The organism is Haloarcula quadrata (assembly GCF_003634715.1).
Lineage (GTDB): Archaea > Halobacteriota > Halobacteria > Halobacteriales > Haloarculaceae > Haloarcula > Haloarcula marismortui.
The window spans coordinates 605,570-623,793 of the sequence record NZ_RBWW01000002.1; the positions used below are offsets into that span (position 1 = coordinate 605,570).

At 54.8% G+C, this 18,224-nt stretch carries 14 protein-coding genes; 7 read left to right on the plus strand and 7 right to left on the minus strand.

What is annotated here, in order from left to right:
- The first annotated feature begins 69 nt into the window (after positions 1–69).
- A complete protein-coding gene (locus BDK61_RS20130; RefSeq protein ID WP_121304362.1) occupies positions 70–1,062 on the plus strand; it encodes a DUF3592 domain-containing protein in 993 nt (330 codons plus the stop codon).
- 45 nt (positions 1,063–1,107) lie between these two features.
- On the opposite strand, the gene BDK61_RS20135 is transcribed toward BDK61_RS20130, so the two are convergent.
- Complete coding sequence (locus tag BDK61_RS20135; RefSeq protein WP_121304363.1) at positions 1,108–1,668, minus strand: PAS domain-containing protein; 561 nt, start codon at positions 1,666–1,668, stop codon at positions 1,108–1,110.
- Between the two features lie 129 nt (positions 1,669–1,797).
- Here BDK61_RS20135 and BDK61_RS20140 point away from each other — a divergent pair, with 129 nt between their 5' ends.
- Positions 1,798–2,202, plus strand: a complete 405-nt coding sequence (locus tag BDK61_RS20140; RefSeq protein WP_011222611.1) for a DUF4864 domain-containing protein — start codon at positions 1,798–1,800, stop codon at positions 2,200–2,202.
- Between the two features lie 760 nt (positions 2,203–2,962).
- Here BDK61_RS20140 and arcD read toward each other — a convergent pair.
- Positions 2,963–4,429, minus strand: coding sequence for an arginine/ornithine antiporter ArcD (gene arcD / locus BDK61_RS20145; protein WP_004965630.1), 1,467 nt, complete (start codon positions 4,427–4,429; stop codon positions 2,963–2,965).
- Between the two features lie 387 nt (positions 4,430–4,816).
- Here arcD and BDK61_RS20150 point away from each other — a divergent pair, with 387 nt between their 5' ends.
- Both BDK61_RS20150 and BDK61_RS20155 read left to right on the plus strand, forming a co-directional pair.
- Entirely contained in the window at positions 4,817–5,668 is an 852-nt protein-coding gene (locus BDK61_RS20150; protein WP_121304364.1) for an IS5-like element ISHma10 family transposase, read from the plus strand.
- 74 nt (positions 5,669–5,742) lie between these two features.
- Positions 5,743–6,537, plus strand: coding sequence for an IclR family transcriptional regulator (locus BDK61_RS20155; protein WP_208644701.1), 795 nt, complete (start codon positions 5,743–5,745; stop codon positions 6,535–6,537).
- Between the two features lie 203 nt (positions 6,538–6,740).
- On the opposite strand, the gene BDK61_RS20160 is transcribed toward BDK61_RS20155, so the two are convergent.
- Positions 6,741–7,376, minus strand: a complete 636-nt coding sequence (locus tag BDK61_RS20160) for an IS6-like element ISH15 family transposase (RefSeq protein ID WP_011222305.1) — start codon at positions 7,374–7,376, stop codon at positions 6,741–6,743.
- A gap of 472 nt (positions 7,377–7,848) precedes the next feature.
- Positions 7,849–8,847 carry a transposase gene (locus BDK61_RS20165; RefSeq protein ID WP_121302241.1) on the minus strand — a complete coding sequence of 333 codons (999 nt, stop codon included), beginning with the start codon at positions 8,845–8,847 and terminating at the stop codon, positions 7,849–7,851.
- Positions 8,848–9,490: 643 nt separating this feature from the next.
- Between BDK61_RS20165 and BDK61_RS20170 the strand changes: the two genes are divergently transcribed.
- Entirely contained in the window at positions 9,491–10,561 is a 1,071-nt protein-coding gene (locus BDK61_RS20170; RefSeq protein WP_121304366.1) for an NAD(P)-binding protein, read from the plus strand.
- 531 nt (positions 10,562–11,092) lie between these two features.
- On the opposite strand, the gene BDK61_RS20175 is transcribed toward BDK61_RS20170, so the two are convergent.
- The 3 genes from BDK61_RS20175 to BDK61_RS20185 form a co-directional block, all read right to left on the minus strand.
- Positions 11,093–11,473 (minus strand): hypothetical protein, encoded by a 381-nt coding sequence (locus tag BDK61_RS20175; RefSeq protein WP_004965623.1) that lies wholly within the window; start codon positions 11,471–11,473, stop codon positions 11,093–11,095.
- Positions 11,470–12,315: a ParA family protein gene (locus BDK61_RS20180; RefSeq protein ID WP_004965622.1), complete on the minus strand. Its 846-nt coding sequence runs from the start codon at positions 12,313–12,315 to the stop codon at positions 11,470–11,472. The genes BDK61_RS20175 and BDK61_RS20180 overlap by 4 nt, the downstream gene beginning before the upstream one ends.
- A 101-nt stretch (positions 12,316–12,416) precedes the next feature.
- Positions 12,417–13,652 carry a tyrosine-type recombinase/integrase gene (locus BDK61_RS20185; protein WP_121304367.1) on the minus strand — a complete coding sequence of 412 codons (1,236 nt, stop codon included), beginning with the start codon at positions 13,650–13,652 and terminating at the stop codon, positions 12,417–12,419.
- A gap of 900 nt (positions 13,653–14,552) precedes the next feature.
- On the opposite strand from BDK61_RS20185, the gene BDK61_RS20190 reads away from it, so the two are divergent.
- Positions 14,553–15,698, plus strand: a complete 1,146-nt coding sequence (locus BDK61_RS20190) for an ISH3 family transposase (protein WP_121302948.1) — start codon at positions 14,553–14,555, stop codon at positions 15,696–15,698.
- Between the two features lie 559 nt (positions 15,699–16,257).
- Complete coding sequence (locus BDK61_RS20200) at positions 16,258–17,532, plus strand: IS4-like element ISHma1 family transposase (RefSeq protein ID WP_011222252.1); 1,275 nt, start codon at positions 16,258–16,260, stop codon at positions 17,530–17,532.
- Positions 17,533–18,224 lie beyond the last annotated feature (692 nt).

Below are 18,224 nucleotides of genomic sequence, written 5' to 3' on the forward strand. Positions count from 1 at the left end.
ACCGGCCTGTGGAGTGGCGTGTGTCGAGCGCTACGCTCATACGAGTGGGATACAATACTGTGTATTGATATGAAGGTCTCGGTCGGAATCACGACCCTCCACCTTTCACAGAAGAGCGCACTTTTGCTGCTCCTTGCCACCGGTCTGCTCGGGTTCGGCGGGTACGACTACGTCCAGCAGTCACAGGCGGTCGACAACGCCGTTGCCGTCCAGGCAACCATCACCGATTCCAGTGTCGATCGAATGGACGGCGGGCGAGGAATCGATTACGAACCGGAAATTCAGTACACGTACAAATATCAGGGGGAGACCTACACCAGCGAGCAGGTGTTCCCGAGCACAGGCGTCCGGACGTACTCCGACCGATCGAGGGCGGAGTCGGTGGTCGAGTCCTACGAGCCGGGAACGACGGCCCGCGCATACGTCTCACCAGCCGACCCGGACGACGCGTTCCTGATTCGAGAGCGGACGCCGTTCCCACTGCGAGCCATCGCAGTCGGTGGTTTCCTCTCCGTCATCGGGGTACTGGCCGGGCTGGGGGCGAAGAACCCGGGTCAGCAAGAGCTCCGTCCGGCAAGTGAGGGGCAGCCAGCGCCACGAGAGACGTGGGTTGACAGTCACGGCGAGACACTCCACCGGCTATCGAAACAGGGACTCGGTGTCTGTTTCGTCGGGTTCTGGCTCTCGATGGTCGCGCTGGTGTTCGGCCTTCTCAACACCCCCGGTGAATTTGGAGGCCCGCCACAGGAGATTCAGGCAGAACTTCTGGGGCCGATCGGGCTCCCGATGCTCGCGGGGTTCAGCTTCTGGGTCGGGATGATCCTCTCACTGTGCCTGTACGGCGGCTGGTCGTTCGCCGAGTACCAGCAACTCCGGCGGCGACTCCCAGACCCGAAGCCGCCAAGTCCCTTCAGACAGCCGAGTCGGCTCGTCACGATACTCGGAACTGAAGACAACGACCTAAGCGAGTACGGGCAGCGTGTCCGGCGGACTGGATGGGCGTTGATGATTGCTGCCGGGATGACAGCTGCGCTGGTGCATCTCCTTTACATCGCAAGCTGACCGGCCAGCCGGTCAGAGACGCGTTCTGAGCGGTGCCACCGGCAGTCAGGTGTCCGGCGTGTCGATAGCTTTCTGCACCCCGAGCCAGTTCGTGATGGAACCATCGGGGCCGGTAAGTGGCACTATCGTCACTCGGTTTCTGAAGCGTGTCCCGTCCGCTCGGTAGTTCCACAGTTCGACGGTCCGCTGTTCCCAGATATCGATCCCTTCCTGAAGCGTTGCGATTGCATCGGCGTCAGTTGCTGGCCCCTGCAGCAATCGAAGGTTCTCGCCGCGAAGCGCTGCTAGCGAGTACCCGGTCATCTCCTGAAACGTCTGTGTCGCGTATCGGACTGGATTATCCTGATACGCCGGGCCAGTGAGCGTCAGACCCAGCGGGACCGTCCCGAGTCGCACCATTCTGGCGATGCGTTCCCGCTCAGACGCCGTCACAGAGCTGGGCTCGAACCCATCGAGGTCTTGGAGGATGTCAGTCGGTGACTCGTCAGCGAGTTCCAGGTCAACACTCTGGAGATTGTGTGTTTCGACAATGTCTGGAAGCCGACGGCGAAATCTCTCCTCATCTAGCAGCATACAGTCGATAAGTGCGTCCCTGAGTGGGGCCATGTTCGCAGTTGGCTGTTGTAGTTAGCGGTAACACAAACTCCCGTCGATGTCCGGCCTATGGCTGCTCAGGCGTGCCATTCATGCTGATACAGCACCTGTTGCAGGTACGCGCTCGTCCCTACGATACCAATGTCTGAACGCGAATATCCGGTGGCCGACCTTCCGACGCCTCGTGAGACGTACAGCCCCGGCGACGCCGTTTCCCTGCAGCTTGACGCGCTGGAAACAAATGACGACCCGTTTGAGAACGCGGGAATCATGACGGCGTACAACTTCGCCTCCCCGGCCAACCGCCGCTCTACTGGCCCGCTTGACCGGTTCATAGCCATGGTCCAGTCACCACAGTACCGGCCGATGATCGACTTTGAGGAGGCTGTGCGGGGCCCTGTCGAGCGGGATGAGAACTATGCTGAACAGCGGGTGACGGTGACAGGGCCGGATGGCCGAACAACCACGTACGAGTTCGGTCTGTCAGTGCAGTCCGTCGGTGAGTTTCGAGGCTGCTGGCAGACCGACCGTGTTGTGGTGGTCTGAACGGGGCAGCAACTGAACCAGTGCCCGGTAACGTGTTGTGAACTGGGTTGCAGTAGCTACTGTCAGTGCGGCCCATTCAAGTGCTACTGCCACCTATTTCAGGCGTTTTCACGCGGCGAACAGTTTACAGGTGTCGACCCGCCAGCCACAAAGCAGTGGCATGAGTAAAACACAGCCTCCTTCAAGCAGCACGTTCCATTCTGTAGTCGTGTAATATTCCAATATAAGTAAGATATGTTATTATTTGGAGAACAGTTCCGTTCATTGTGCCGTCTCACGTAACGCGACGAGACACTAACTCAAGTTCAACTGGTCTATCAGCACCGAATGAAATTGCGTCATTCAGTTCGTTCAGCGCTCCTCGTGCTCTTTTTATACAGATTTGCTCACAACGTTACTTTTCCACTATACCTAGTGGCATTATACCATTGAGCTGCTTAAATCGGCATACTGAGCGTAAAACTCGTAATAGTTGGCAGTAGGACGCTAGATTGTGAGATGCCGCAGTTTTAATCTTCAAAGAATAGCCGCTTAATTCTACACGTCGCAGGCGTGTTTAGTGCATTTCCCAATTAATCAGATATAGTACCAAAACCTATATTTTCAATTTTCCCAACCTTTTCGGTCAGGCTGTGTCAGTTACTGTATTTCACTCACTGCTACACTCGACCCAATAGGCAGCAGGTTGCGAGACCGGAGGTGCACTGTGTATTCCAGATAGGATCTGGGTTCTCACATGCTCACTCTTCGAATAGTGTGATCAGTCACTATCTGCCGGTGCAGCCACGTTACTCGTCATATGGTCGTCAGCCTCAGCCTCAGTGTATGTGATCTGCCAGCCGGTAACTCCCATGAGGATGAGGATGAGCGGCGAGAGGAAGCCCAGGAAGTAATACGGCGCATACTGGAACGTGCTGACACCAAGCGTGCCAGCCATGAACACTGCGCCGCTATTCCATGGAATGAGCGCACTTGTGACGGTCCCGGAGGACTCAATCGCCCGCGAAAGGTTCTCTGTCTTGAGCCCCTTCTCCTCGTAGAGACTGCCCAGCGTCACGCCGGGAACAACGATACTGATGTACTGTTCTGCCGCAAGGACGTTCATCGAGACTGACGACAGGACCGTAATACCAGTGAGACTACCAACGCTCTTGCTGAGCTGGCCGAGGTGATGGGCTAGAACGGCGATAATTCCAGTACACTCAAACAGCCCACCCAGTGCGAGTGCGGCGATGGCAATTGTTACGGCCCATGCACCGCCAACCATGCCACCGCTTGCGAGGAGGCCGTTTACGAGTTCCATCCCTGTTTCCGGGCTTGTCCCACTCTGTGCGACGGTCCAGACCGACGTGAACGAGTTGCCCTGAAGCACGGCCGAGGTTATCGCGCCGGCAAAGACACCAGCACCGAGAGCTGGAATTGCAGAGATGCCGTAGATGGCCAGTCCGAATGTCACGAGAAGCGGGAAGAAGGCAAGCGGTGAGATCGTGAACGAGCCCGTAAGCGCCGTCTGGATCTCAGCGATCCGGTCAACAGGAATAGCCCCTGATGCGCGGATGCCGAGGCCGGCGTATAGGACGACAGCGATGGAGAAGGCAAGGAACGTCCCTGCCCGCATCGCATTGATATGATCGTACAGATCAGTGTTCGTCACCGCCGAAGCGAGGTTTGTCGTGTCCGAGAGCGGTGACTGCTTGTCACCCGTGTATGCGCCGGTGAGGATTGCCCCTGCAGTCATTGGTTCAGGGAGTCCAAGTCCAGAACCGATTCCGATGAAGGCAACGCCGAGCGTCCCCGCCGCGGTCCACGATGACCCGATAGCAAACGTTATCGCCGCAGTAATGATCGCTGTGAGCGGGAGGAACACTATCGGGTGCAGCAGGTCAAGGCCGTAGTACATGAGCGTCGGAATCGTTCCGGCCTGTATCCAGGTCGAGATGAGCGCATAGACGATAAACAGGATGAACACGACCTGAATGCCCATCAGCAACGTGTGTGTGATCCCGGAGTACATCTCGTCCCAGGAGATGTCGAATCGGAAGTAACTGAACAGGCCAGTGAAGGCAATCCCCCAGAGGAGGGGGAACTGAGGGTCAAGCCCGTAAATTCCGATACCTATCCCCAGTGCGGTTAGCATCCCAATAATCGGTATCAGCGCCTCTACCAGAGAGGGTCGGTCCTCGGGGTCAATGTCGTCGTACAGCTTGATGTCGAATTCAGAACTCATTCTTATTGATTCGGTTACGTATCGCCATTCCGCTCGTTGCGCAATGCTGTATCTGCATCAAAATCTGTTCCTGCCGATGAGGTCCGTATCGGCTTTTCAGTCGCTATACGGCCAGTTTGGCGACTACACCGACTATGGCAACAGCGCATGTCGTTTGCTCCATCGACATCATCATTAATAAAAGTTCATGTAGGGGAGTGCTGCTGACAGTCGATATATCCGGTTCGGATTGGATTGTGCTTCGAGATCCAGTCCACTGAGGCGGACCATCCCAATCTGGCGCATATATCTTAGACGAAGAGGGCTACAGCAACAGACTGTGCATTCGATATACCGGCTCAATTGAATCCACAGACGGCGCCGGGATAGGTCGTTAGAATCACGGGTATGAAGCGGGAGAGTAATGTTATGCACAACACCCTCTTCCGCTTCGTGAAGCAAGTGGCTTCGCTCGCTCAAAAGCTTACTGACGCTGCGCTGATGGAACTGAGTGATCCAGCCGGCAACGGGTTTGCCGGCTGGAAGCACGCAGTCTTGCTCTATCTGCGCGAACACATGAGCGCGGAGTACGAGGAAATCATCGACTGGGCCGAAGAGATGGAACGTGTTCGAGCGGTATTGAATCTTCAACGCGGGGAGTTTCCCGCGCCTTCGACGCTGTGTAAGGCGTTCAAACGGGCATCGATAACTGTCTGGCGACAGCTGCTCCGCCGGTCGGCGGAGCTGCTGGACCAGAATGGTCACGCCGCAATTGATGCCACCTACTTCGACCGTCAGCAGGCATCGTCTCACTACTTGCGACGGATTGATCGTTCCGTCAAAACGATCCAGACGACGTTTCTCGTAGATACAGCTGAGGGAGCAATTCTTGACTTACACTGCAGCACGAAGTGGCCTGACGAAACCAAGATCGGCCCGAAGGTCGCCCTGCGGAACGCGGGCGACCTTCGAAGCTTGGCCGCTGACAAAGGCTATGATGACATGAGCTTCCGTGAGGAGCTTCGAAACGCCGGGATTCGTCCGCTGATAAAGCACCGTGTTTTCGCTCCTTACGATCACGCACACAACGCCCGAATAGACGACGAGCTCTATGGTCAGCGATCACAGACCGAGTCCGTCAACTCCTCAATCAAGCGCTCGCACGGCTCCGCCGTCCGAGCGCGTGACTGGTTCCGCCAGTTCCGGGAGATAACGCTCATAGCCGGCGTTTACAACGTGGAGCAGGCAATTGAACGCTGAAACGCCGAAATTCGCCGGATTCAATTGAGCCGATATACCAAAATCATATAACCATGATAAACGAGAATCAGCACATGACTGAACGCGAGCCACCAACCCGACGAATCAAGTCAATGCAGACTGCCAGTGAGGTCCTGCGTGAACTTCAGTCACAGTCTGAGGCGACGCTTTCCGATCTCTGTGGGAATATAGATGTTGCCAAAAGTACACTACATACGTACCTACAGACACTCGTTGCTGAGGGCTTTATCGATAAGTCAGACGGGGTATATCGGTTGGGGCTGCGGTTCATACCACTCGGTGAAAGCGTTCGGAATCGGATCGACCTCTATCAGCTCGGAAAAGAGGAAGTAAATCGCCTAGCCGAAGAGACAAACGAATGGGTCCATCTCGCAGTTGCGTACCGGAGCAGGGAAGTGACGCTGTACGAGCATAATGGGGGCGAAACTGTCGCTGTGGACTATCAACGGCGGACCAGGGAATCCCCACAGTACCTCCACTGTACTGCGACCGGAAAAGCGCTGCTGGCATATTTCAATGACAATCGGGTCACTGAAACAATAGCTACCGAAGGACTTGTTCAGCAGACAGAGCAGACAATCACTGACCCCGACGAGCTACGGGAAGAACTCGAAGAAATTCGAGAGCGGGGGTACGCGGTAAACGATGAGGAGGAAATTCGGGGCATGCGGTCTGTAGGCGCTCCGATTCAAGACGTGGACGGTACGGTCTGTGGAGCAATCAGTGTGACCGCACCGAAAACGCGGCTCTCCGGTGACTACCTCTACAATGACCTCCCTGAACTGGTAATGGAGGCAGCAAACATCATCGAGATCAATTTGGAGTCCGCAGCCGCCAGCGGTGAGTAGTATTCACATATCTCAAATACAATGGGCACCTTTGCAGAGCGTTGTTACAGGTATATGTCCCAGAGACAGCACCGGCGACTCACCGATGTGGAGTCGCGTTTCAGACGCCCTCTACCTGAGTCAACCAGTCGTGGCGAGTGCTGTGAATCCCCCTGAAACCCCTTCGAGCGACTTGAATTTTAGCTATGTTCGTTACATCGTGTTCAGATAAGCTGATTCCATGCGAAGCTGAACGATCTGATCCAATCATCGGCTGTTTCCGCTTCGGCGTTGCTGAAACAGTTTGAGAAACAGACAGTTCGTCGTTTTATTTCTCTGAAGACACGTTCAACAGCATTCCGATTTCCATGTTTTTCGTATCTGAAATCGAAGCCATGTCGTTGACACACAGCTTGTAACGATCTGGAGCCATCGACGAGAAACACGGCGTCGTCGACGTCGTGTTTCTCAGAGAGTTCGGTGAGAAATGCATGGGCGAGAACCTTTGTTGTAGTTGGTCTAAGCTTCGTATGAAGCAATTTGTTCGTTTGTGGATCGACAGCGGCGTACAGCCAATATCTCTCACCGTTGAGTTGGATCACAGTTTCGTCAACCGCAACGTGATCCGGTGACTGTCCATCTTTGGGCTGTAAATCTGCTTTGTGAACCCAATTATAGACAGTTGATCGAGCGCGTTGGACACCGAATATTTCAAGAACCGAGACAGTATTCGAAAGTGATAGTCCAGCCAAATGCAGTTGAATACTCAGCTTCATCAGCAGTCGCGGTGTCGCTTCTCGCTCCACAAAATCTAAGTCGATTTGGTCGATACTACCGCCGAGGCCGGCGTTTTTGGGCATAGACACTTCAAAACCGCCGTGCCTCACTCTTCAATCCTTATCTGAACACTACGGTTCGTTAATTCCGAATCGGGCTTGCTTGCTAGCCCGGGGAATACTCCTGACGACAACAACATACCCTCTGCGCTCTGTCCGTAGGCCTCAGCCACGCACCGGCCAGCGCGTCAGGAACCAGAGCAACCGAGATTCTGTTCGGTATAGTCAATATACAAGATTGAGCAGAGTGTGATCGGTTCCCTGCTCGATAGTATCGTCGATAGGTTGTCTCCAATCCACCGGATCAGCCAGTCACAGCCTGATTGCGCAGATACCACTCATAGACCATACCAGTCGCTTCTGTGCCGTTCGTCAACAACCACGCTTCCGGCCTCTCAGTCGGCTCCTGTGATTACATCGAAGGAACGTGACTCTAATGGGAACTAGGTATTCGGAAGCAACAGATTAGCACGTCGAGCGTGTCATAGAATCCTCCTCATAGTGTGAGCTTCTCACGACCCGGGTCGTCTCCTCGCTCGAAATTTGTGATTGCGACAACGATGCGGAGACACAGCGCAATGAACACCTCTGTTCGTGCGTGGACGCGGCCTCGGGCGCGAACGTGCCCGAGGCCGCAGTCCTTCACCGCATCGTTGGTGCGTTCGACTCCTGTACGGCGGTTGTACGTCTCATCCAAGACTGATTGCTTGAGCTGAACCTCCTCACTGTGTTCCTTGATACGGTCTTCGACCCTGTATTCGATATCGAGCGGGTCATCAGTGTTTCGTGGGTTGTACGGGGCGACTGGTACAATCCCTACTTCCAGCAGGAAGTCGTGCCACTCAAGAATGTCGTAGGCACTGTCTCCAAGCATCCAGATCGGTGTCCCGACGGCGAGCGCGTCTTTTGTGACGCGCATCGCCGTCTCAGCGTCTGCCTGCTTGCGTTGGGTGAATTCTGCTGCAATCGGGATCTTTGAACCGGTCGAAACGATCGTACAGCCGAACCCGTAGTAGTGCTCTTCGGCCGTTGAATCGTAGTTCCACGACGCATCGTCGTTGTACTGGATCGCTTCAACGTGCGTCGAATCGATAGAGTACGTTGAGTTGAGCAGGCCGCGGGCGGCGGCCTGCTCGACGAGCCTCTGGAAAACATCATCGATGACGTGTTCTAGGTCGGTGAGAAACCGGTCGATTGTGTCTCTGGATGGCGGTTTGTCGAGCCCGCAATAGTACCAGACGAGGCCGTGCTGAAGTTCTCGTGCAACCGGGCGTGTACCGTAGACATCCTCGTAGTAGCAGTGCAGAAAGCCGCGAAAGAGGTCTGGTGGCTGATGCACCCGTGTTCGCCCCCTCGAAGCGGGGGCGAACACGTCGTACTCTAGCAGAAACTCGAACTCAAGATGCTCAAACAGCGGTACTGTCTCGGTAGCCGCGACATTCAAGAAGGCGTCTACCGAATCCAAATCTTGCAGGGTTGCGGTTGTGCTGGACACACTTTCCGCACCCTGCTGCTTCGTATGTGACCCTTTCTATGACACGCTCACGTCCGCAAGACAATAACAGTGGTACATTCGTTATACTCCCGCACGGTATAATTTGAATACGAAGATAGCAATTCGATATCCTCGCGGCATCTCAATGTCCACTGCTACACTCTAGACAACGGCTATAAGTTTTAACATTATATTTTCTTATCTACTGTCATACGTAGGTATTTTACTAACGAATACCGCATATTTGGTCCTCGTATTTCTGAAATAGGTAGACAGTTGGCTCTTCAATTATAATACTGTCAGTGAATAACCAAGCTTCCCTATTCATGAGTTAGCTACTCGATCTGTATGCGTTTTTCCGGGCAGATGCTGCTAAGTTTCCGGTCCGATATCCTGCAGGTGAAGACGTGACCGAATTGCCGACACGATCCGGCACTACGCTTGTCACATGGTTTGTTAGACCTCGGTCATCGGGTCCCACCTCATCCACCATAGCAGCCATTCTGGTAGACATCGGTTCTGGAGTTCTAAGATGCAAACAGTGCCGCCAAAGCAGGATAGCAGGCGAATACCCCGTTCAACGGACAGCGTAGCCGTTCACGGCGTTCGGAAACCGGCGCGAAAGACATGCGGGCAATAGGGTATGTTTGAAATAGCTACCGCCAAAGTGGACAATATGAGGGTTTCTATTGTCGGCGGGGGCTTCGCCGGATTAGCAGCAGCGCAACTGGCAGAAGAGGTTACATCAGACGTACATCTCTACGATAAGGGCACATACAGCGGTGACCGAAGAGGCGCCTGGGGAGAGATGGTCTGGGACTACTCACAATTGCCACTAGATCGGCACGTTCCGGGCTACGTCAGGGAAGCTACAACCGGGATATTTGTCGGTTCCGACGGGAAGACTGCGATAAATGTCCCTGATGGTGTAATACTGAATAGAGGGGAATTAGAGAAACACTGGGCAAGCACGCTCGAAGAAACAGAGATTATAGCGGACGCAGAAGTTGACGAAGCGGAGTTTCGGAAGCTGTCTGCGGAATCAGATCTGCTAATTGATGCCACCGGGCAGTTCCCGATCTCAAGGCGGTTCACGTCCCTGTCATATGACGTGGCGTGTCCGACGCTGAGCGGGAGGATAGAAGCCGACTTCTCACACCTGTATCCAGAACCAAGAGCGCTTGCGTACGAGAATTACTTCCTCTGGATCGTGCCACAATCGCCAGACGAAGCAACTGTCGGGCTTGGTTGCCAGGAGGACAAGTCTCCTGCCGAACTGTATGAGGATATGCGACAGTTGCTTGCAGAAGTCGACATTGAGCCCCCGGAACGTGAGACCCTGTACAGCGGAACCGACGTTTCAAACGGCCTACGAAGTCTCTCAGACTGCTCGTACGAGCTAAACGACTGTACAGTACATATCGCGGGCGATGCAATCGGACTGGCGAACCGCCTGACGGGCTTTGGAATGGTACATGCGGCACAGTCCGGCCAAGCTGCTGTGAGGTCCTTTGTGCAGGGGGAGTCGTATACACGCAGGTTGTTGTGCCAGAACTTCTGGACGAAAGCTGTCACTGGTGTGGTCTCGCCCGTCCATCACACCATCGGGTTGGACGGAATAGCTCGTCTGGCAAAGTCTGATATTGAGTATCAGGAGAGTTTCGAGCCCCAGCAGCCGGCAGATATTCTGAGTGCTGTTCGAACCTTCATTTAACCCCGCAAGTCAATGTTAGACACTCAGTTGGCCTGAGACGGGTGGTCGGTCAGGAGCGGTTGATACTGGGGTCGTCACATCATTGGTTACTCTATGGATGAGTACCCCCAGCGGATAGCTCTGCTCTTGGTTTCGCACCTGACGCAACCTGCTTCATATCCCGGCGACGGCAACCGTCTGAGTGGTTGAGTGGCTCGGATAGAGATTATTCGCATCAGCTCGCCGCAACACCTACAAAGGCTAACGAGGGTCTTCAGCTATTAGGCCCGACTGCCTTTTTATAGCCAGAAAGTATAGCTAATCAAAATAGCTAGTCAACATATCTAGATAGTATAGCTAGCTATTGTAGCTGCATTAAGTAGTCAAGGAGACCAGCGAACAGGAATAGTCAGCTAACACAACTATCAGTTCCAGTTTTGTTCGATAGCCTACCGAGTCAGGGCTAGGGGCACATCAAACGGAGCGACAAGTAAGGCGCAAAGACAAGGCTTCGTCGACAATTGTGCTTACGAACAAAAATCAAAGCAGATCTTATCGGGAAGCCGCTGACTGCTCCCAGTCGTACCCCCATTCACGGAGCTCTTCTGCCACAAGGTCCGGGTTGTCCATGGCAACGACGAGGGCAGCCTCCAGCGCGTCAGTCTTGTACACGTCCTCTCCAACTTCATCCTCCAGATTGCGGAGGAACGTGGACTCGCGTTCCGCAACTTCGGGCCGGATGAAAATCGGTCGCTGCTTGCGGTCCTGTTTGACCGAGTCACGACGGAATTTATATGGAATGTCGGGTTGGGTCGTAGCTTCTACGTCGGTGGACTCGGTTTCGACAGCCATCTCATCCTGCTGGTCGTCTGATTCTGGCTCTGGATCTGCGTCCGTCTCTGCAAACGGATCGTCGCCGGAGCCGGATTTCATGCTGTTGCCTCCTGTTCGCGGGTCTGGCGGAGGTGTGCCGCCAGTTCCTCGAACTGTTCCAGCGTTTCGATTTCGTAGTCACGTTCCCGACTCCGATGTTCTTCGATATATTTGAACGCCGAACACTGCTTGCGCCAACACCCTTCGAGCAAGGACGTTCGTTCACGAAACACTACCGGGATGTCGTACGATTCCGCCTGGAGTCGTTTGAGCATCTCTTCTTGATCGTTCGTTCCTTTGAATCGGTTCGGTACTGCAGCTAACACGCCCACGTTAATGTCCAGCGTGTCTTCAAGGCCGGTAACGAGGTCTGCAAGTCCCGCAACGGACTGCTGTCCCTTCCCACTCGGCTCGAACGGAATGACGAGGTTCCGCGTCGCGTGCAATGCGTTGTACAGTTTCACGTCCGCAGTCGCCGGTGGATCGATGATGACGGTGTCATACTCGGACGGAACGCCCGCGTCTTTTAGCACACGTAGGAGCTGGACGTTGGGGTTCCAGTTCTCGCCGAAGTCCGCTGCTTCCTCCTCGCGACGCCGGAGGTGTTTCGAGAGCACTTCCAGAGAATTGTGTGCGGGAAGGACATCGACACCCTCTGAGGTTTCAATGAGGTCAGAGAAGGGACCGCGTGGCCGCTCGACAAGATGCCGAACTAGGCTATCGGCCTCTGAGTCAGTTCGGTGGTCCGCAACGTCAAACAGGAATGAGAGGCTCCCCTCCTGTGGGTCCATATCGATTGCGAGTACGTCGTGACCAGCACGGGCGTCGGCGACAGCGAGATTCGCCGCCATCGTTGTCTTGCCGACACCGCCGGCCTCGCTGTACACGGTGTAGGTCAGCATACCTTACCGAATACACTGCACAGATATAAGGATTAGTCAGACGGTATAGCTATACAGTATAGTCATTTTATTTTACCTAACTACCAGCCCGGCGAGGCCAACTACTCATCAAACAACCCCGCGAGCGCCTCTCGCATCTCTGCCCGACGGTGCGACCGTGCTTCAGACTCCGACAGATAGTTGTCGAGCACAACTTGCGCAGACGCCGACCCCTGCTCAGCTGCGACGTCTTCAAACCGCTCTGCAACCCGCCGGACAGCGACGCCGTACGTCGTGTACCAGAATCGACGACCCGTTTTCGGCGTCGGCCTGTCACCATCAACGGTGATATCCGCGACTTCTGCCACTGACTTGAACCGTCGGCGAACGGTTTCAGCGGTCAGGTGGCCAGTGGTGGCAGCCGAGGAAGGGAGCAAATAGCCGTTCCAATCCGGATCTGAGAGTGCTTCAATACGCTCAGTAACCGTCTTCAGACCAGCCAGCAAAGCTACGGTCCCAGGACCGTTTTTCCGCTCGCCGTCGGCGAATTCTATGTACGAGTGAGAGTTATCATCCGGATCAAGGTTGAGCTGCCGGATATGGAGCGAGGCCACTTCGCTCGGTCGAAGCCCCCACCCGCAACATGCGACCACGATGAATCGGTCGCGTAGCTCAGTCGCCGCTGCATAGAGACGCTGAACGGCGTCTCTATCGAGTGCCTTGTTGTCCCAGGATGGAGTCGTATCCCACCCAAATCGGATTTCGAGGTCAGCAAGCGGATTGTACGCGGCACCGCCAAACATCACCAAGTGCTTGTAGAACTGCCGTGTGTCCTGAACGTATTTACGCCGTGATGCAAGCGTCGTCAGGGCTTCGTCCAGTTGGTCAAGTGCGTCGAAGGTCGCTGCAACCCGATTCATCTCAGCAACGCGTTCATCGGGATTCTCCAGCGGTGCGAGCAAATCTTTTGTATCGTGGATATTGGTATATACTTTTGCGTACCGTCGCAAAATCGACCGACGTGTGTCGATTGTCGCATCAGCACGCCCACGTCGGGTCGAAAGCTCGGCGAGGTACTCCTCGATGGCTCGCTGTGTGTTATCAGAGAGAAAATCGAATGGCTCCGACGCCTTCTCGTCTTCCGGCACTTCGATCTCGTCGTAGAACTGCCCCGGAGACAGGTCGAATCGGCGCTGGAGGTGCTTGACAAGTCCCGGAAACCGTCCGTTCAGCCACGCATATGTGGGGGTTTCAGTGGTTGGATTGAGGCCGTCGTCTTTCATCGCCGGCACAACAGTCTCATGGTAAAATGCTTTGCAGTCAGCCAAGTCCATCGTCGAATAGCGGGTTTCAGTCATTGATCTGAGTGTGTGGACAGCGTAACCGACGTACTGTCCCTGCTGGTACTCTAAACCGCCGTAATTTCGTATGTAGCGTATTTCAATCGTACTACTAATAGTTTGTCTTGTATTGTTTTCTCATGCAGAAACCCACAACAAGACAAGCACTGGCAAATTCATTACTACAACACATAAATCATATTTTGCTATACCAAATTGACGCGGACCACAGTTTCGGAGGATGAGTTAGTTTCGGAGAAGATTGGCGACTAATTGGGGTATTCGTGTGGTTAGTCACCGAGACCAACACCTGATAACATCGACACCAGAACGTGTATCAATAAATGCGCGGATTTTGACGACTCTGGACAGCGTTCCCACTCATCCCCAGTAAGCGTTCGAGTGCTAGACGCTCAGTCGGGCAGGATCAGCACCGAGGCGACGAATTCGACACACTCACCAGCGGTCAGGACCGGTGCGACCAGTTTGAGAGCTGTTTCGAGCGCTGCTTCTGTACCCATACATCTCTCGCAGGACTCGGTGTCGGGATAGAGGAAATCGAAATGCAGTACAACGACGCCTGTGACACTGGCGGTTCTTATTAAACACTGGTAGCGATATCAGTAAGTTCTCACTCCGCACTTAGACAGTATCGGCTTCAGACGTAGCCGATGAGAGCTTTGAACTTCGTTCTGGAGATTAGTACGACTTTAGATAATTGTATAGAAGGCACGCATCAAACCTATCCGCCGAGGTTGTGTAGTTCGGGGAAGTCCGTTTTATGCGGTTTAGATCTTAGATGCACTGAATTCTGTGTAGTGTAAGGAGTTGAGCAATGCTTTCCCGACATTCATGTGCTGAGAACAGTACTCTCAGTCGATCACATCGGGTTAGAGGAAGCGTCTACTTGGGAAGAGTGTGGAAGCCACCCAAGCAGACAGCGAGATAGAAGAAGAGCACCTGCTTAATTTTGTCGTCAATAGTCTTGACGAGGAACTTTCATTAGATCTCGGCGAGAATGTCAAGGTCACGGCAGAGACGCTCTATGAGGTCCTCGCCGGCGCCAGCGCCGGCGGGACCTCGATCAATCACGTCTGCGAAACGACTGACGACTCACCACACGCTAATACCGTCCGTGGACATCTCAGCGATCAGTTTGAACTGGATTCGGTTGAATCGGTTGGAGACACGCTGCTTCAACGAGATACGCTTGAGACACTTCCAGATCGACCGGTGGAGGTCTGCGCAGACCTCCACCTCGATCCCTACTACGGTGATGAGGACGAAACCGAGGCTCTGTACTCCTCACAGGCCAAGCGTGGAACAACGACGTTTCACGCCTATGCAACGCTCTACGTGCGCGTACGCAACAAGCGATACACGCTGGCGGTTCGCCAGCTCGTTGCTGGCGAAACCACCAGCGATGTCCTCGGTGAGTTTCTTGAACTCCTTGACGGCCTTGACCTCGGCGTCAAGGCCGTCTACCTTGATCGAGGTTTCTACAACAGCACCTGTCTCAAGCTGCTGTACGCGCACAATTACGCCTATGTGATGCCGATCGTCAAGTGGGGTGAGACGATTCAAAACAAACTCAGCAAAGGCTGGAGCCGCGAGATCGAACACGATCTCGCTGGCGAGGTGGAGTTCCCTGTGTTCATCGACTGCGTGTACCAGCAGGGACGGTACGACGAACACGGGGTGGCGCGTCACGGCTACGCCGCTGACGCGCCCTTTATCGACACGCCACGAGATGCACGAGATCACTACAGCAAGCGCTTCGGCATCGAATCAAGCTACCGATTAGCCAAGCAGAGCCTCGCTTTCACTAGTTCTCAGGATGCTGGACTACGGTTGGTAATGTTTGTAGTGAGCCTACTGCTTCAGAACAGCTGGCGATATCTCCACTGGAGGTACGTGGCGGCGCCCCGCCGTGGGGGGCGCCGCCTCTTGCAGTGGTCGTTCACGGAGTTTTGCGAAATGACGCTTCGCGCAGCTTGGACAGCACTTGGTGTCCGCAGGTCTGTTCCAGCGAATCAACCACTTGACGGCCGGTTCTTCCGGTAGCTGTCCATCGGGCCGGACGGCGGTCGTCAGTGGTGACACTGTCGCGTCGGCGGCAGTCCGCCGCCGACAGCGACGGTCCATCCCGAAAATCATGCTCACCAGCGGTTCGAAGATGCTCCACAGCTAGTTCGGTTTAGTTCACCGTAATCAAACGGGGTTACGCGGCTGTCGATGTGATCGACTGAGTCTATGTGCCCTCACAGAATGCTTCGAATCCGGGCCAGCGGTCCGGTGACTCGTCCGGCACACGCCGGAGGCGCTCATGCACATCCTGCCAGATACCTGGGTGCGTTTGTAGATATTCGCTGAGCACCCACGTTGAGCGGTGGGTGCGTATTTGGACACACTGCCGATGGCACACTCGTCGCAGATGTACTTTCTACGGGCCAACACATCGACTTTCGAGGTCGCTGCTGGCGCGTCCTGCACGACCCAGCATCTGTCCATCTGTCTTTAGCTAAGAGACGAACCACGTGACAGCAGCGGCTTATCGAGGCTACTTTTCGAGAGGAATGAGGAGGAGTCCGCTGTGCACACTGACACCTCCTCGTCGAGAATCATGCGTCGGCTCACTACACTGTTTCCCTCCGAGTTCCTCGAAGAGCACGCCGAGGAACTCGGCGTGGTCGAGCGAGAGGGCAAGCTTCAGATTCCTGTCCTCGTGTGGGCGCTCGTGTTCGGCTTCGCCGCAGGCGAGAGCCGAACACTCGCTGGGTTTAGACGCTGCTACAACGCTACAGCTGACGAACCGATCTCTTCTGGCGGTTTCTATCACCGGTTGACGCCTACTCTTGCAGAGTATCTCCGCGACCTCGTCGAGGCCGCGCTCGACGAGGTCGCTGTCCCTGATGCTGTTGACGCTGATATCGACCGATTCAGGGACGTGATGATCGCTGATGGAACCGTGTTGCGGTTGCACGAGTTCCTCTCTGATGAGTTTCAAGCCCGCCACGAGGAGCAGGCTGGAGCGAAGCTCCACCTGCTCCACAACGCCACCGACCAGACGATTGAACGGATCGATGTGACTGATGAGAAAACGCACGACAGCGCGCTGTTCAAGACGGGATCGTGGCTGCAAGGACGACTGGTTCTGTTTGATCGGGCGTACTTCAAATACCGCCGCTTTGCGTTGATCGACGAGAACGACGGCTACTTTGTGAGTCGGCTGAAGCAGAACGCAAATCCGGTGATAACGGCGGAATTACGGGAATGGCGCGGCCGCGCCATTCCCTTGGAGGGCAAGCAGATCCACGACGTGGTCAATGATCTCTCGCGGAAGTACATCGACGTAGAGGTGGAAGCAGAATTCAAGCGCGGCCAGTACGAGGGAACTCGGTCGCTGGACACGAAGCGGTTTCGCGTCGTCGGCGTCCGCAACGAGGACGCCGACGACTACCACCTGTACATCACGAATCTGCCGAGAGAGGAGTTTCTCCCGGCGGATCTAGCGACGCTGTATCGGTGTCGATGGGAGGTAGAAACGTTGTTCCGTGAGTTGAAAACGCAGTACGAACTGGACGAATTCGACACGAACAACCCTGATGTCGTGAAAATTCTACTATACGCTGCGTTGCTGTCACTGCTGGTGAGCCGAGAGTTGTTGGATCTGGTCACCGAGCAGGCCGACGATGAGATCGTGTTTCCGCCGGAACGCTGGGCGGCGACCTTCCGGTCGCACGCCCAGCTCATCCTCCACGAACTCGGTGAGTACCTCGGCTACTCGCCACCGCCGTTGCTGGAGCGGCTGATCGAGGATGCTCAGAAGATCCACCAACAACGACCGATCTTACAAGAGACGCTCGCTACCGCTACACAACCGAGGTGTGAGTCTTAGCTAAAGACGAATGCACGCGCCCTTTTGGGAGATCCAGCCGCGGTGTTGGATTGGCTCTCAAGCCTCTAGACGGCACTTGGCTCTAGCTCAGTTGACTGCTCTGTTGCGTAGCGGCGTTAGTCAAAGTAGTCAGATTTGAGTTGGGCCCTCAGGGGTTGTGCCGGTGGTCTAAAGATCGGTGTCACTTCAGCGTCGCTCAGAGGGCACTATTTAACACAGCCGACAGAATGCTTCCTGATCAGTGGGCATTCTATATTTACTACTGGTGAAACTGTGCTGGTTTTGTATGATAGGTTGGTATCTTCACGTACTCTTTCACTTTGCCGGGCATCAGCACTCACCTGTCTTCTTCATTGTCACCCCACCTCCGCACGGCGCTGAGCCCCTAGTTGCGCATACTTAACACGCAGGTGTAGTGAACGGATAGTTCATCTCGATTGCAGCGAAAGGAATACGATTCGTATCGTTCTATGACATCCTCGGTCGTAACAAAAGTATAGCTGTCCGAGTGCGAAGCCAGCCAACTCTTCAACAATGCCGGAGACACAGAACGGCGGGTTACAGTATCATTTGCCATACAGTCTGGACTCCGCTCGAAGGCAGGCGCTGTCGTACTCATGATCTCCTCTGGCTCCGAGGGAGACACAAAACCTCAGCTGTTCACCGGTCGGTCATGGACGTCGAACACGAAT

What these genes read in the sequence shown, in the direction of transcription:
- arcD (WP_004965630.1), bottom strand. Translation starts at nt 4,429, where the DNA reads ATGAGTTCTGAATTCGACATCAAGCTGTACGACGACATTGACCCCGAG.
- BDK61_RS20185 (WP_121304367.1), bottom strand. Translation starts at nt 13,652, where the DNA reads ATGACTGAAACCCGCTATTCGACGATGGACTTGGCTGACTGCAAAGCA.
- BDK61_RS20150 (WP_121304364.1), top strand. Translation starts at nt 4,817, where the DNA reads ATGAAGCGGGAGAGTAATGTTATGCACAACACCCTCTTCCGCTTCGTG.
- BDK61_RS20140 (WP_011222611.1), top strand. Translation starts at nt 1,798, where the DNA reads ATGTCTGAACGCGAATATCCGGTGGCCGACCTTCCGACGCCTCGTGAG.
- BDK61_RS20135 (WP_121304363.1), bottom strand. Translation starts at nt 1,668, where the DNA reads ATGGCCCCACTCAGGGACGCACTTATCGACTGTATGCTGCTAGATGAG.
- BDK61_RS20155 (WP_208644701.1), top strand. Translation starts at nt 5,743, where the DNA reads ATGACTGAACGCGAGCCACCAACCCGACGAATCAAGTCAATGCAGACT.
- BDK61_RS20180 (WP_004965622.1), bottom strand. Translation starts at nt 12,315, where the DNA reads ATGCTGACCTACACCGTGTACAGCGAGGCCGGCGGTGTCGGCAAGACA.
- BDK61_RS20170 (WP_121304366.1), top strand. Translation starts at nt 9,491, where the DNA reads ATGTTTGAAATAGCTACCGCCAAAGTGGACAATATGAGGGTTTCTATT.
- BDK61_RS20160 (WP_011222305.1), bottom strand. Translation starts at nt 7,376, where the DNA reads ATGCCCAAAAACGCCGGCCTCGGCGGTAGTATCGACCAAATCGACTTA.
- BDK61_RS20200 (WP_011222252.1), top strand. Translation starts at nt 16,258, where the DNA reads ATGCGTCGGCTCACTACACTGTTTCCCTCCGAGTTCCTCGAAGAGCAC.
- BDK61_RS20175 (WP_004965623.1), bottom strand. Translation starts at nt 11,473, where the DNA reads ATGAAATCCGGCTCCGGCGACGATCCGTTTGCAGAGACGGACGCAGAT.
- BDK61_RS20130 (WP_121304362.1), top strand. Translation starts at nt 70, where the DNA reads ATGAAGGTCTCGGTCGGAATCACGACCCTCCACCTTTCACAGAAGAGC.